The 13930-nt window shown below is 67.1% G+C and carries 11 protein-coding genes and 2 rRNA genes; 3 read left to right on the plus strand and 10 right to left on the minus strand.

The features are described from left to right. Nucleotides 1–37 precede the first annotated feature (37 nt). The 3 genes from OG408_RS17230 (at nt 38) to OG408_RS17240 (ending at nt 3555) form a co-directional block, all read left to right on the plus strand. On the plus strand, nt 38–988 hold the full coding sequence (locus OG408_RS17230; protein ID WP_266779993.1) for an HAD family hydrolase: 951 nt from the start codon (nt 38–40) through the stop codon (nt 986–988). 365 nt (nt 989–1353) lie between these two features. After that, entirely contained in the window at nt 1354–2130 is a 777-nt protein-coding gene (locus tag OG408_RS17235) for an ECF subfamily RNA polymerase sigma factor, BldN family (protein WP_123460007.1), read from the plus strand. 225 nt (nt 2131–2355) lie between these two features. Continuing rightward, nucleotides 2356–3555, plus strand: coding sequence for a DUF5667 domain-containing protein (locus OG408_RS17240; RefSeq protein ID WP_285568130.1), 1200 nt, complete (start codon nt 2356–2358; stop codon nt 3553–3555). Nucleotides 3556–3629: 74 nt separating this feature from the next. Here the strand turns inward: OG408_RS17240 and OG408_RS17245 are convergent, their stop codons facing one another. The 10 genes from OG408_RS17245 to OG408_RS17290 form a co-directional block, all read right to left on the minus strand. Further along, nucleotides 3630–4658 (minus strand): lysophospholipid acyltransferase family protein, encoded by a 1029-nt coding sequence (locus OG408_RS17245; protein ID WP_266779995.1) that lies wholly within the window; start codon nt 4656–4658, stop codon nt 3630–3632. A gap of 15 nt (nt 4659–4673) precedes the next feature. Continuing rightward, nucleotides 4674–5771 (minus strand): NAD-dependent epimerase/dehydratase family protein, encoded by a 1098-nt coding sequence (locus tag OG408_RS17250; RefSeq protein ID WP_285568128.1) that lies wholly within the window; start codon nt 5769–5771, stop codon nt 4674–4676. A gap of 219 nt (nt 5772–5990) precedes the next feature. After that, complete coding sequence (locus OG408_RS17255) at nt 5991–6089, minus strand: 30S ribosomal protein bS22 (protein ID WP_003948845.1); 99 nt, start codon at nt 6087–6089, stop codon at nt 5991–5993. 110 nt (nt 6090–6199) lie between these two features. Continuing rightward, nucleotides 6200–6412: a helix-turn-helix domain-containing protein gene (locus OG408_RS17260; protein ID WP_123460011.1), complete on the minus strand. Its 213-nt coding sequence runs from the start codon at nt 6410–6412 to the stop codon at nt 6200–6202. A 128-nt stretch (nt 6413–6540) separates the two neighbouring features. Continuing rightward, nucleotides 6541–7356 carry a phosphatase gene (locus OG408_RS17265; RefSeq protein WP_266779997.1) on the minus strand — a complete coding sequence of 272 codons (816 nt, stop codon included), beginning with the start codon at nt 7354–7356 and terminating at the stop codon, nt 6541–6543. A 94-nt stretch (nt 7357–7450) separates the two neighbouring features. Beyond that, complete coding sequence (locus tag OG408_RS17270) at nt 7451–8623, minus strand: acetoin utilization protein AcuC (RefSeq protein WP_326670681.1); 1173 nt, start codon at nt 8621–8623, stop codon at nt 7451–7453. Next, nucleotides 8592–9797: an MFS transporter gene (locus OG408_RS17275; RefSeq protein ID WP_266779999.1), complete on the minus strand. Its 1206-nt coding sequence runs from the start codon at nt 9795–9797 to the stop codon at nt 8592–8594. Before OG408_RS17275 ends, OG408_RS17270 begins: the two co-directional genes overlap by 32 nt. A gap of 42 nt (nt 9798–9839) precedes the next feature. Further along, nucleotides 9840–10484, minus strand: coding sequence for an HAD family hydrolase (locus OG408_RS17280; protein ID WP_285568122.1), 645 nt, complete (start codon nt 10482–10484; stop codon nt 9840–9842). Nucleotides 10485–10559: 75 nt separating this feature from the next. Then, nucleotides 10560–10676: ribosomal RNA gene (rrf, locus tag OG408_RS17285) — 5S ribosomal RNA — on the minus strand. Between the two features lie 79 nt (nt 10677–10755). Further along, nucleotides 10756–13880: ribosomal RNA gene (locus tag OG408_RS17290) — 23S ribosomal RNA — on the minus strand. Between the last annotated feature and the right edge of the window lie 50 nt (nt 13881–13930).

The raw sequence follows: 13930 nt of genomic DNA on the forward strand, positions 1-13930 counted from the left end.
GTCCGGAAGGAGCGGACCGACTGGTTATGCTCACCGCATGGCCGCTCTTGGATGGCTCACACCCCGTAGGCGCTCCGCGACAGCACGGAGCGTGCTGGCAGGCGAAGCGGCGGCGGAGGCAGCACGCAAGTCCTCGCTCGACGCCGAGCAGTCCGCCGGCACCGAGGACGCCGCCGCCTCCGGCGCACCGGAGGAACCCGAGTTCCCCGTCGTCGGCGACGACCGGGCCGCCGCCTTCTTCGACCTCGACAACACCGTCATGCAGGGCGCGGCGATCTTCCACTTCGGCCGCGGGCTGTACAAACGGAAGTTCTTCGAGCGCCGCGAACTCACCCGGTTCGCCTGGCAGCAGGCCTGGTTCAGGCTGGCCGGCGTCGAGGACCCCGAACACATGCAGGACGCCCGCGACAGCGCCCTGTCCATCGTCAAGGGCCACCGCGTCTCCGAACTGATGTCGATCGGCGAGGAGATCTACGACGAGTACATGGCCGACCGCATCTGGCCGGGCACCCGCGCGCTCGCCCAGGCCCACCTCGACGCCGGCCAGAAGGTCTGGCTGGTCACCGCCGCCCCGGTGGAGACCGCCACGATCATCGCCCGCCGGCTCGGCCTGACCGGCGCGCTGGGCACCGTCGCCGAATCGGTCGACGGCGTCTACACCGGACGCCTGGTCGGCGAACCGCTGCACGGCCCCGCGAAGGCCGAGGCGGTACGCGCCCTGGCCGCGGCCGAGGGCCTGGACCTGTCACGCTGCGCGGCGTACAGCGACTCGCACAACGACATCCCGATGCTGTCCCTGGTCGGACACCCGTACGCGATCAACCCGGACACCAAGCTCCGCAAGCACGCCCGCGCCCGGGACTGGCGGCTGCGCGACTACCGGACCGGCCGTAAGGCGGCCAAGGTCGGCATCCCGGCCGCCGCCGGCGTGGGCGCCCTGGCCGGCGGCACCGCCGCGGCCGTCGCCCTGCACCGCCGCCGCCGCTGACACACCGCCGGACGGCCCGCCCCGCGGGCGGTCCGCCGGGGCCGGGCCACGCCCGGCCCCCTGCCGCCAAACGGGACCCCGGACCGGTGACCGCTCCGGCCAGTCGGATTACCCCCACCCGACCACAACCTGTCGCCCCCGCAGGCAGATCCCGAAGTAATTCGATCAATAACCGGTCACGATGTGCTACTTGATGCGTCGCGTAGTCGCTACAGAAGCGACGTAATCGATGATTTGAGCAACTGGGTGTAGCACTGCCTGTACGAAGCGTTATTCTCCTCAGACGCATTCCGGAACCCGCTGCTCACTACGACGAGTGACGGTTTCGCACTGCACGTGATGGAAGCTCTGCCTCTGGGAGTCCCGTGTACCCACACGTCGGGGTTGACGCCTCGGGCCTGGCTACGCTGCGCGCAACGGTCGCCGACCGCTTGCGCGGCTTCGTCCCCACCGCGTACGCCGTACCCGCCTTTGCCACCCCTGCACCTGCCGGCCCCTGCTACGCCCTGGCCGAACGCGGTGCGGCGGTCGGAAGACGCAGCAACCGCGGCGCAACGACCACGTCCACCGTTCGTCGGCCGACCGCCGACAGCGACAGCGCGCGCATGATGGATCTCGTCGAGCGCGCACAGGCCGGTGAGGCTGACGCCTTCGGCCGCCTATACGACCAGTACAGCGACACCGTGTACCGCTACATCTACTACCGGGTGGGCGGCAAGGCGACAGCGGAGGACCTCACGAGTGAGACCTTCCTGCGCGCCCTGCGGCGCATCTCCACCTTCACCTGGCAGGGCCGCGACTTCGGCGCCTGGCTGGTCACCATCGCTCGCAACCTGGTCGCCGACCACTTCAAGTCCAGTCGTTTCCGACTGGAAGTGACCACCGGCGAAATGCTCGACGCCAACGAGGTCGAGCGCAGCCCCGAGGACTCCGTCCTGGAGTCCCTCTCCAATGCCGCACTGCTGCAAGCCGTGCGCCGACTCAACCCCCAGCAGCAGGAGTGCGTGACCCTGCGCTTCCTGCAGGGCCTCTCGGTCGCCGAGACCGCCCGGGTGATGGGCAAGAACGAGGGCGCGATCAAGACCCTGCAGTACCGCGCCGTCCGCACCCTCGCCCGGCTCCTTCCGGACGATGCCCGCTGACCGCACCCCGGGCCGAATCACTCTCGGCGATATGTTCATCACGCACTGGTCCGATCATCTTTCGTGCGTAACCCAAGTGCCGCGCTGCTCGTTGTGCCGGTTGCAGGCCCCCTGTCGTCACGCCATGTCCGCAGACACTCACTCATATGTGTGGAAGCGCTCAAGGCGTGCAACCTTCCGGACCCTCAGGGGAGTCGACCGTCATGACGAGAGGAGGTGCCGCCAGTGATCGCAAACGTTTCGGCACACCGGCGGGCGAACGCCTTCGCCCAGGCCCTGGAGGAGCAGTCGCTCCGCGGTGCGGCGGCCGTACAGCCCGAGGACCCGGCCGACCAGGCCGCCCCCGGACCGCTGTTGGCCCTGGCGAACGGCCTCGGTGAACTACCGAAGCCGGAGTTGGATCCCGAGGTCAAAGTGGTGCAGCGAGCCCAGCTCGTCGCCGCCATGGAGGCCATGTTCGCCGCGGGGGGCGCGTCCGCGGACCCCACGGTTCCCGAACAACGGGGCAAGGGGGCCCACCGGGCCTCCCCACTCCGCAGACTGCGCCCCAGATCGCGCTGGACGAAGGGCCTCGCAGCCGGCGGGCTCACCGTCGGTGTGGCCGCGGGAGCCTTCGGCGGCGTGGCCGCCGCCAGCTCCGACGCCCTCCCCGGTGACTCGCTCTACGGGCTGAAGCGCGGCATGGAGGACATCCACCGGGGCCTCGCCGGCAGCGACACGGACCGCGGCGAGGTCTATCTGGACCAGGCATCGACCCGGCTCAGCGAGGCCCGCAGGCTGATGGAGCGCGCCCGCTCCGGCGACCTGGACCACGAGCAGCTCGGCGAGATCAGACGCACGCTCAACGGCATGACCCACGACGCCACCGAGGGCCACCGCCTCCTCCACGCCGCCTACGAACGGGACGGCACGATCGGCCCGATCCAGACCCTGGACTCCTTCTCCCGCTCCCACCGCGACAGCTGGAGCAGCCTCCGCGACCGCCTCCCCGTACAGCTGACCGACGTCGGCAACCAGGTGAGCTCGGTCTTCGCGGCCATAGACGAAGAGGTCGCGCCGCTGCAGTCCCTGCTGCCGCGCGCCCCGGAGACGAGCGGCGCGGCCCAGGATTCCGGCGCCCCCGGCACCGGCACGGACCCCTCGGCCCGTACCGACACCCCCTCGTCGCCCTCGTCCCCCGGCCGGACGCACGAGAGCAGCAAGGGCAAGGACACCTCCCCGACACCGTCGGACTCCGGCAGCACCCCGGCGGACGGCCTGATCGCGGGCGGCACGGACGGTCTCCTCGACCCTCCCTCGCCGAGCGCCACCAGCCCGTCGAAGGAGACACCGAGCACCACCCCGTCGCCGGACGTCACCCTGCCGCCGCTGATCCCCGGCCTGATCGGCGGACTCGGCATCGACGCCCAGGACGACCGGAACTGACCCACGTCGCCGGACGGGCCGATCGAGCCCGTCCGGCGAACGAGGTCACCCCCGCGCCCGAATCCGGGCGTACCTCAGAAGAACACCGACCTCCGCTGCACCAGCAGCTTGTACAGCGTGTGCTGGATCTGCTCCCGCACCTGATCCGTCAGGTTGAACATCAGCATCGGATCCTCCGCCGCCTCCAGCGGATACCCGTCCGTCTGAATCGGCTCACCGAACTGGATCGTCCACTTCGTCGGCAACGGCACCGCCCCCAGCGGCCCCAGCCACGGGAACGTCGGCGTGATCGGGAAGTACGGCGTGCCCAACAGCCGCGCGAGCGTCCTGGAGTTGCCGATCATCGGGTAGATCTCCTCCGCCCCCACGATCGAGCACGGCACGATCGGCACCCCGGCCCGCAGCGCCGTCGACACGAAACCGCCCCGTCCGAAGCGCTGCAGCTTGTACCGCTCGCCGAACGGCTTCCCGATGCCCTTGAAGCCCTCCGGCATCACCCCGACGACCTCGCCCTGCCGCAGCAGCCGCTCCGCGTCCTCCGCGCACGCCAGCGTGTGCCCCGCCTTGCGGGCCAGCTCGTTGACGACCGGCAGCATGAAGACCAGGTCGGCGGCGAGCAGCCGCAGATGCCGGTCGGCCGGATGGTTGTCGTGCACGGCGACCTGGAGCATCAGCCCGTCCAGCGGCAGCGTCCCCGAGTGGTTGGACACGATGAGCGCCCCGCCGTCCGACGGAATGTTCTCGATGCCCTTCACCTCGACCCGGAAGTACTTCTCGTACACCGGCCGCAGCACCGACATCAGGACCTGGTCGGTGAGTTCCTTGTCGTAGCCGAACTCGTCGACGTCGTAGTCGCCCGTGACCCGCCGGCGCAGGAACGCCAGCCCGCCCGCGATCCGCCGGTCCCAGCCGCCGCCTGCCGCGTCCTCAGGGGCCACCACGGCCTCCTCCGGCTCCTCGGGCGACAGAGCGGCCTCCAGCTGCCCCGGAAGGGCGCTGACGGACCCTGTGCCGCGTCCCGAGGGCCGCCGGCGCGCAGCGCGCGGCAGACCCCCCGACCGCGAACGGTCGTCGTCGAACGGAATGACCTTGGCATCCGCCATCGTCGGTGCGCTCCTCTACCTGGCGCTCGGGGTCGGGTGGGTGTCGCCGTCGGACCCGGTGATCTGCGGGGCCCCGCCGGTCCCGCCGGCGAACGGCATCGCGGCCAGCCGGTCGACGGCCCGGCCCACCGCCTCGGGCGGCAGCAGCCCCGGTCCCCGGCTGCGCGCGAACTCGGCGAACGTCTCCGCCGTGGAGAACCGCGGCCGGAAGCCGAGCGTCTCGCGCATCTGGACCGTGGAGACCACCCTGCCGTGGGTGAGCAGCCGGATCTGTTCCGGCGAGAAGTCCGTCATGCCGACGGTACGCAGCGCCTGGCCGACCCAGGTGACCGCGGGCAGCAGCAGCGGCATCGTCGGCCGCCCCAGCCGCCGCGAGCACTGCGACAGCAGCAGCACCCCGTCCCCCGCGATGTTGAACGTCCCGCTGTTCAGCGTCCCGCGCCGCGGTTCACCCGCGGCGATGCCGAGGACGTCGACGACGTCGTCCTCGTGGACGAACTGGAGCCTCGGGTCGTACCCGAACACCGTCGGCAGGACCGGCAGCGACAGATAGTCGGCGAGCGGCGAGTCCGGGTCCGGACCCAGGATGTTCGCGAACCTCAGCACGCACACGGCCACGTCGGGCCGCCGGCGCGCGAAGCCCCGTACGTACCCCTCGACCTCCACCGCGTCCTTCGCGAAACCCCCGCCGGGCAGGGCCCTGGGCGCGGTGGTCTCGTGGAAGACCGCCGGGTCGCGCGGCGCGGAGCCGTACACACCCGTGCTGGACTTCACGACCATCCGCCGCACGGACGGCGCCTTCTGGCAGGCACCGAGCAGCTGCATGGTGCCGATGACGTTGGTCTCCTTGACAGCGGTACGCCCCTGCGGCCCGAGCGCCTTGGCGCTGACGTCCAGGTGGACGACCGTGTCGACGGAGTGCTCGGCAAGGACCCGGGCGATGGCGGGCTGGCGGATGTCCGCGCGGACGAAGACGGCGTCGCCCAGCTGATGCCCGGGCGCGACCGCGTCGACCGCGATCACCCGGTCCACGTCCGGATCACGCTGGATGCGCCGCACGAAGCGGCCGCCCAGCTGCCGGGCCGCTCCCGTGACGAGCACGACCTTCCCCAAGATCAGCGCCTTCCGTCGGTCTCCCGTGAAGTGAGTGGGGGGACTCCTGCGCGGAGCCGTTTCCCCCGGTCGTCACCGTAGCGGTTCGATGTTGCCCTGTGATGACTGCGCGGCGCTCTTCTCCCGCGTCGTGGCCCGAATGTCCGCAGGGTCCGGACAGCACCGCAGCCCTCCCGCCGTGTCGGCGAAAGGGCTGCGGATTTCACGAACTGCGTTCGCTTACTTCTTGTTGCGACGCTGAACGCGCGTGCGCTTGAGCAGCTTGCGGTGCTTCTTCTTGGCCATCCGCTTACGCCGCTTCTTGATAACAGAGCCCACGACTACCCTCGCTCACTTCTTCTTCACTGGTGCGGGGCGTCTGGGCCCACACGACCTACGTCGGCCTAGCCTACCCGCCACCGGGTGAGGGGCGTAATCCGAGGGGAACGTCAGGCCGTCCCCACCCCCACGAACGACTCGCGGAGATACTCGTGAACCGCTTGCTCCGGCACCCGGAAGGACCTGCCCACCCGGATCGCCGGCAGATGACCACTGTGCACCAAGCGGTACACGGTCATCTTCGACACTCGCATGACCGAGGCGACTTCCGCCACGGTCAGAAACTTGACCTCGTTGAGAGGCCTCTCGCTGTCAGCAGCCATGACCCACCTGTACCTTCCGCACCGGACGCGCACCGGCTTCCCCTCCGGTGACTCTTCGTCGTTGTGCGCTCACTCCCCAGATTAGGGGCGGGTGATGCGAGTGGGGAAGAGGAGAGACGATCGGCCGCCTACTGTGACAGACACGCCCGATTGAGTACATAGCGCGTGAGCGGCAGGTAGTACGCGGACCGCACGGCATCGTCGAGCGGAACGGCGACGGCCACCCGGCCCTCCGCCTCACCGACGAACAGCGCAGGATCGTCCGTATCGGCCAGGCCGATCGCCTCGATACCCAGCTGACCTGCCCCGCAGACCCAGCCATGGTCTCCCACGACCAGTTCCGGCAGCGGCCCCCGGGAGTCCGCCGCGGCCTCCAGAGCCACCCTGACCGGCAGGGGTGAGTGGGAGTGTGCGCCGGTACCACCACCGGGCACCCGCACGCCGGGTTCGCGCACCAGCGCGACTCCCCGTACGTAGTCGAGGTTGTACGTGCGTACGCCGAACCGGGTCGTTATGTCGATACATCGCCCCTGCGCCGGGGTGAGTACGGTGCACCCCGCCGCCGACAAGGCGTCTGCCAGCGCTGCGTAGAAACCGAGCAACCGGTGCGGATGTCCCGTCCCGAACAGCACCGGCGCCCGCCGGGCCGCCGCGTCCGACAACCGCCCGGCGAAGGCGTCAAGCCCCGCCAGCGTCCGCTCCGGATCGATCACGTCGGGACCCGAGACATGCGCGGGATCGTCCGAGACCCCGCACCTGTCGGCCATCAGCCGCAGCAGCTCCCGTTCCCCCCAGCCCCGTTCGGGGTCGAGGCCCAGCGTCACCCGCGGATCCCTGGCCGCGAAGAGCCGATAGCTCCGCAGACTCGTCTCCCGCGGGGTGGCGACGGACCCGGCAAGCCGGGCCGCCAGCAGATGCGCACGCAGCGCTCCGGTGCTCAACACCCTGCCGATGCTGCCCCACCGACGCCGCCCCTGGGCCAAAACCCGCGTTACGCCCCACAGTTGGCGTAACCCGTGCGTCCCGGCGGCCCGGCCCTCAGGTCAGCAGCCCCCGCAGCGGGAACGCCGCCCGCCGGGTCGCCAGCACCGCCTGGTCCAGCCGGTCCGCCGGGTCGTAACCGTCCTCCCACGCCTTCCACGACGGGGTGCGCCCGTCCGTCATCCGGGCCGGCCCCAGCTGCCGGGTCCGGGCGTAGACCTCGTCCCGCCACGACGACGGGATCACCGACTCCGGGTCCACGGGCGCGTGCGCGGCGATCCCCACCAGATGCGTCCAGGACCGCGGCACCACATCCACCACGGCATAACCGCCCCCGCCGAGCGCCACCCACCGCCCGTCGTCCGCGTACTCATGAGCCAGGTCGTGGCAGGCCGCCATCACGGCCCGCTGCGCGTCCAGCGACACCGCGAGATGGGCCAGCGGGTCCTCGAAGTGCGTATCGGCCCCGTGCTGCGTCACCAGCACCTGCGGCCGGAAGTCCGCCAGCAGCTCCGGCACCACGGCGTGGAACGCCCGCAGCCACCCGGCGTCCCCCGTCCCGGCCGGCAGCGCCACGTTCACCGCACCGCCCTCCCCCGCCCCGGCGCCGGTCTCCTCCGGCCACCCGGTCTGCGGGAACAACGTCCGCGGATGCTCGTGCATCGAGATCGTCAGGACCCGCGGGTCCTCCCAGAACGCCGTCTGCACCCCGTCCCCGTGGTGCACGTCCACATCGACGTACGCGACCCGCTCCGCACCGAGCTCCAGCAGCCGCGCGATGGCGAGCGCCGGGTCGTTGTAGATGCAGAAGCCGGCCGCGGCGCCGGGCATCGCGTGATGGAGCCCGCCGGTGAAGTTCACGGCGTGCCCGGTCTCGCCCCGCCACACCGCCTCGGCCGCCGCCACCGACTGCCCGGCGATCAGCGCCGACACCTCGTGCATCCCGGCGAACGCCGGATCGTCCGTCGTCCCGATCCCGTAGCCCTGGTCCGCGGACCGCGGATCGGCGGACGCGGCCCGCACCGCCGCCACGTAGTCCGAGCGGTGCACGAGCCGCAGCGTCGAGTCCCCGGCCGCCTTGGCCGCGACCACGTCCACCGCCCGGTCGAGCCCGAACGCCCGCACCAGCCCCATCGTCAGGGCAAGCCTGACCGGGTCCATCGGATGACTGTCCCCGAAGTCGTAACCCGTTACTGCGTCATCCCACATCAACTGTGCGCGGCCGCTCATGCCCGCCACCGTATCGGGCGGGCTCCGCGCCGAACGACTTGGCGTACACCAGCGTCGCGAGCACCAGCACCATGGGCACGAGCATCGCGCCCCGGTAGCTCCACGCGTCGCCGAGCGCCCCCACCAGGGGCGAGCCGACCAGGAAACCCACGTAGTTGAAGATGTTCAGCCGGGCGATCGCGGTGTCGCTCGCCCCGGGGAACATCCGCCCGGCGGCCGCGAAGGTCTGCGGCACGATCACACAGAGCCCGAGCCCCAGCATGGTGAACCCGAGCATCCCCACCCAGGCACCACCGGCCACGGCCACCACACCGAACCCGGCGGCGGCCAGCACGCTCCCGCCCCGCACCACGGCCACGGCCCCGAACCGCCGCACCCCGAGGTCCCCGACGGCCCGCCCCAGCAGCGTCGTCACCATGTAGACGTTGTACGGGACGGTAGAGAGCTGCTCCGAGCTCCCCAGCACGTCCTGCAGGTACTTCGCGCTCCAGTTGGAGACCGTCGAGTCCCCGATGTACGCGAAGCACATCACCAGACAGAGCGGCATCAGCAGCCGGAAGGACACCGCCCCGGCCTTCCCCCGCTCCTCCCCGCTCCCCAGCTCCTCGTCCTGCTTCCCCTCGACGTACCACCGGCTCCCGATGAACGCGACGGGCAGCAGCACCACGACCGCCGGAAGGTACGAGACCAGCAGCGACAGATCCCAGTGCGCCCCGGCCCACGCCATGGACGCCCCGGCGATCCCGCCCAGGCTGTAAGCGGCGTGGAAGCCCAGCATGATGGAACGCCCGTACGCCCGCTGGAGGCTGACCCCCATCATGTTCATGGAGGCGTCCAGCGCACCGACGGACAGCCCGAACACACCGAGCGCCAGGGCCGCCTCCCACACCTCGCTCCCGGCACCGACACCGAGCAGCGCCAGCAGCACGAGCGGCTGCGCCCACCGCAGGACCACCCTGGGCCGCACCCTCGCGACCACCTTCTCGGTGACCACGCTGCCCACACCGGCCAGGATCGGCACCGCGGCGAGGAACACGGGCAGCAGGCCGTCGGATATCCCGTACCGGTCCTGGATGGCGGGGATCCGCGTCACGAGGAGAGCGAACGTGACGCCTTGCACGAAGAAGCTCAACGCAAGGGAGGCTCTGCCGTGCCGCAAACGTGCATCTGTCATGGGCGCGAGCGTAGGGCCAGTTTCTACCCATGGGTAGATGAGTCAGGCAAGCAATTCCGGCAGCTGTCCCATGTCGGAGAAATGCCCGGTCACCCCGGCCAGCCGGTCCGCCGGCATCATCGACGTGAAGCCGTACACGTCCATGCCCGCGGCCCTCGCCGCCTCCACGCCGAGCGGGCTGTCCTCGATGACGACGCACCGCTCGGGCGCGACCCCCATCCGCTCCGCGGCGTACAGGAACAGGTCGGGCGCCGGCTTCCCGCGGCCCACGTCCTCCGCACTGAAGATCCACTCCTCCTCGAACCACTGGTCGAGGCCGGTCTTGTGGTGCCCGACGCGGATCCGCTCGTGGCTCCCCGAGGAGGCGACGCAGTACGGGACGCCTTCGGCGACGAGCCTCCCGAGGACGTCCTCGGCGCCCGGGACGGGTTCCAGCTCCCGCTGGAACGCGGCGAAGATCCGTGAGTGGAGCGTGTCGTCGAAGTCCGCGGGCAGCTTCTCGCCGCCCCTTTCCTCGACGAGGTCGTGTACCCGGTGCACGGCGGCCCCCATGTAGTCCCGGAGGGACTCCTCGTACGAGGTGGAGTGCCCGAGCTCCGTGAGGTAGCCGGCGAGGATGGTGTTGGAGATCGGCTCGCTGTCCACGAGCACACCGTCGTTGTCGAAGATGACCAGTTCGTAGCGCATGCCACGACCTTAAACGGTCAGAACGCAGAAAAGCCCCGTGCCACAAGGGCACGGGGCTCAACCATTTTAAAAGGAGTTCGGCGGCGTCCTACTCTCCCACAGGGTCCCCCCTGCAGTACCATCGGCGCTGAAAGGCTTAGCTTCCGGGTTCGGAATGTAACCGGGCGTTTCCCTAACGCAATGACCACCGAAACACTATGAAATTAACCAACACCGGAACAAAACACGGCCGTTCGTTATTTCAGAACTAACACAGTGGACGCGAGCAACTGAGGACAAGCCCTCGGCCTATTAGTACCAGTCAGCTCCACCCGTTACCGGGCTTCCACATCTGGCCTATCAACCCAGTCGTCTACTGGGAGCCTTAACCAATCAAGTTGGTGGGAATACTCATCTCGAAGCAGGCTTCCCGCTTAGATGCTTTCAGCGGTTATCCTTTCCGAACGTAGCCAACCAGCCATGCCCTTGGCAGGACAACTGGCACACCAGAGGTTCGTCCGTCCCGGTCCTCTCGTACTAGGGACAGCCCTTCTCAATATTCCTACGCGCACAGCGGATAGGGACCGAACTGTCTCACGACGTTCTAAACCCAGCTCGCGTACCGCTTTAATGGGCGAACAGCCCAACCCTTGGGACCGACTCCAGCCCCAGGATGCGACGAGCCGACATCGAGGTGCCAAACCATCCCGTCGATATGGACTCTTGGGGAAGATCAGCCTGTTATCCCCGGGGTACCTTTTATCCGTTGAGCGACAGCGCTTCCACAAGCCACTGCCGGATCACTAGTCCCGACTTTCGTCCCTGCTCGACCCGTCGGTCTCACAGTCAAGCTCCCTTGTGCACTTACACTCAACACCTGATTGCCAACCAGGCTGAGGGAACCTTTGGGCGCCTCCGTTACTCTTTAGGAGGCAACCGCCCCAGTTAAACTACCCATCAGACACTGTCCCTGATCCGGATCACGGACCCAGGTTAGACATCCAGCACGACCAGAGTGGTATTTCAACGACGACTCCACAACCACTGGCGTGGCCGCTTCAAAGTCTCCCACCTATCCTACACAAGCCGAACCGAACACCAATATCAAACTATAGTAAAGGTCCCGGGGTCTTTCCGTCCTGCTGCGCGAAACGAGCATCTTTACTCGTAGTGCAATTTCACCGGGCCTATGGTTGAGACAGTCGAGAAGTCGTTACGCCATTCGTGCAGGTCGGAACTTACCCGACAAGGAATTTCGCTACCTTAGGATGGTTATAGTTACCACCGCCGTTTACTGGCGCTTAAGTTCTCAGCTTCGCCGACCCGAAAGTCAGCTAACCGGTCCCCTTAACGTTCCAGCACCGGGCAGGCGTCAGTCCGTATACATCGCCTTACGGCTTCGCACGGACCTGTGTTTTTAGTAAACAGTCGCTTCTCGCTGGTCTCTGCGGCCACCCCCAGCTCAGGAAGCAAGTTCCCTCACCAGTGATGGCCCCCCTTCTCCCGAAGTTACGGGGGCATTTTGCCGAGTTCCTTAACCATAGTTCACCCGAACGCCTCGGTATTCTCTACCTGACTACCTGAGTCGGTTTAGGGTACGGGCCGCCATGAAACTCGCTAGAGGCTTTTCTCGACAGCATAGGATCATCCACTTCACCACAATCGGCTCGGCATCAGGTCTCAGCCTTAATGTGTGACGGATTTACCTACCACACGGCCTACACCCTTACCCCGGGACTACCACCGCCCGGGCTGGACTACCTTCCTGCGTCACCCCATCGCTTACCTAGTACAAGTCTGGTTCGTCGGCTCCACCACTACCCTCAACTCCGAAGAGATCGGGCCGGCTTCACGGACTTAGCATCGCCTGATTCAGTATTGGGCGTTTCAAAGCGGGTACCGGAATATCAACCGGTTGTCCATCGACTACGCCTGTCGGCCTCGCCTTAGGTCCCGACTTACCCTGGGCAGATCAGCTTGACCCAGGAACCCTTAGTCAATCGGCGCACACGTTTCTCACGTGTGTATCGCTACTCATGCCTGCATTCTCACTCGTGAACCGTCCACAACTCGCTTCCGCGGCTGCTTCACCCGGCACACGACGCTCCCCTACCCATCCCAGCAGGCGTTGGCCCTTAATGCTGGAATGACACGACTTCGGCGGTACGCTTGAGCCCCGCTACATTGTCGGCGCGGAATCACTTGACCAGTGAGCTATTACGCACTCTTTCAAGGGTGGCTGCTTCTAAGCCAACCTCCTGGTTGTCTCTGCGACTCCACATCCTTTCCCACTTAGCGTACGCTTAGGGGCCTTAGTCGATGCTCTGGGCTGTTTCCCTCTCGACCATGGAGCTTATCCCCCACAGTCTCACTGCCGTGCTCTCACTTACCGGCATTCGGAGTTTGGCTAAGGTCAGTAACCCGGTAGGGCCCATCGCCTATCCAGTGCTCTACCTCCGGCAAGAAACACACGACGCTGCACCTAAATGCATTTCGGGGAGAACCAGCTATCACGGAGTTTGATTGGCCTTTCACCCCTAACCACAGGTCATCCCCCAGGTTTTCAACCCTGGTGGGTTCGGTCCTCCACGAAGTCTTACCTCCGCTTCAACCTGCCCATGGCTAGATCACTCCGCTTCGGGTCTTGAGCGCGCTACTAAATCGCCCTATTCGGACTCGCTTTCGCTACGGCTTCCCCACACGGGTTAACCTCGCAACACACCGCAAACTCGCAGGCTCATTCTTCAAAAGGCACGCAGTCACGACGCACCGAGTAAACTCGATGCGCGACGCTCCCACGGCTTGTAGGCACACGGTTTCAGGTACTATTTCACTCCGCTCCCGCGGTACTTTTCACCATTCCCTCACGGTACTATCCGCTATCGGTCACCAGGGAATATTTAGGCTTAACGGGTGGTCCCGCCAGATTCACACGGGATTTCTCGGGCCCCGTGCTACTTGGGTGTCTCTTAAACGAGCCGTTAATGTTTCAGCTACGGGGGTCTTACCCTCTACGCCGGACCTTTCGCATGTCCTTCGCCTACATCAACGGTTTCTGACTCGTCTCACAGCCGGCAGACTATGAAAAAGAGATCCCACAACCCCGCATGCGCAACCCCTGCCGGGTATCACACGCATACGGTTTGGCCTGATCCAGTTTCGCTCGCCACTACTCCCGGAATCACGGTTGTTTTCTCTTCCTGAGGGTACTGAGATGTTTCACTTCCCCTCGTTCCCTCCACACTGCCTATGTGTTCAGCAGCGGGTGACAGCCCATGACGACTGCCGGGTTTCCCCATTCGGACACCCCCGGATCAAAGCTTGGTTGACAGCTCCCCGGGGCCTATCGTGGCCTCCCACGTCCTTCATCGGTTCCTGGTGCCAAGGCATCCACCGTGCGCCCTTAAAAACTTGGCCACAGATGCTCGCGTCCACTGTGCAGTTCTCAAACAACGACCAGCCACCCA

It is taken from the genome of Streptomyces sp. NBC_01257, assembly GCF_035917255.1.
Taxonomy (GTDB): domain Bacteria; phylum Actinomycetota; class Actinomycetes; order Streptomycetales; family Streptomycetaceae; genus Streptomyces.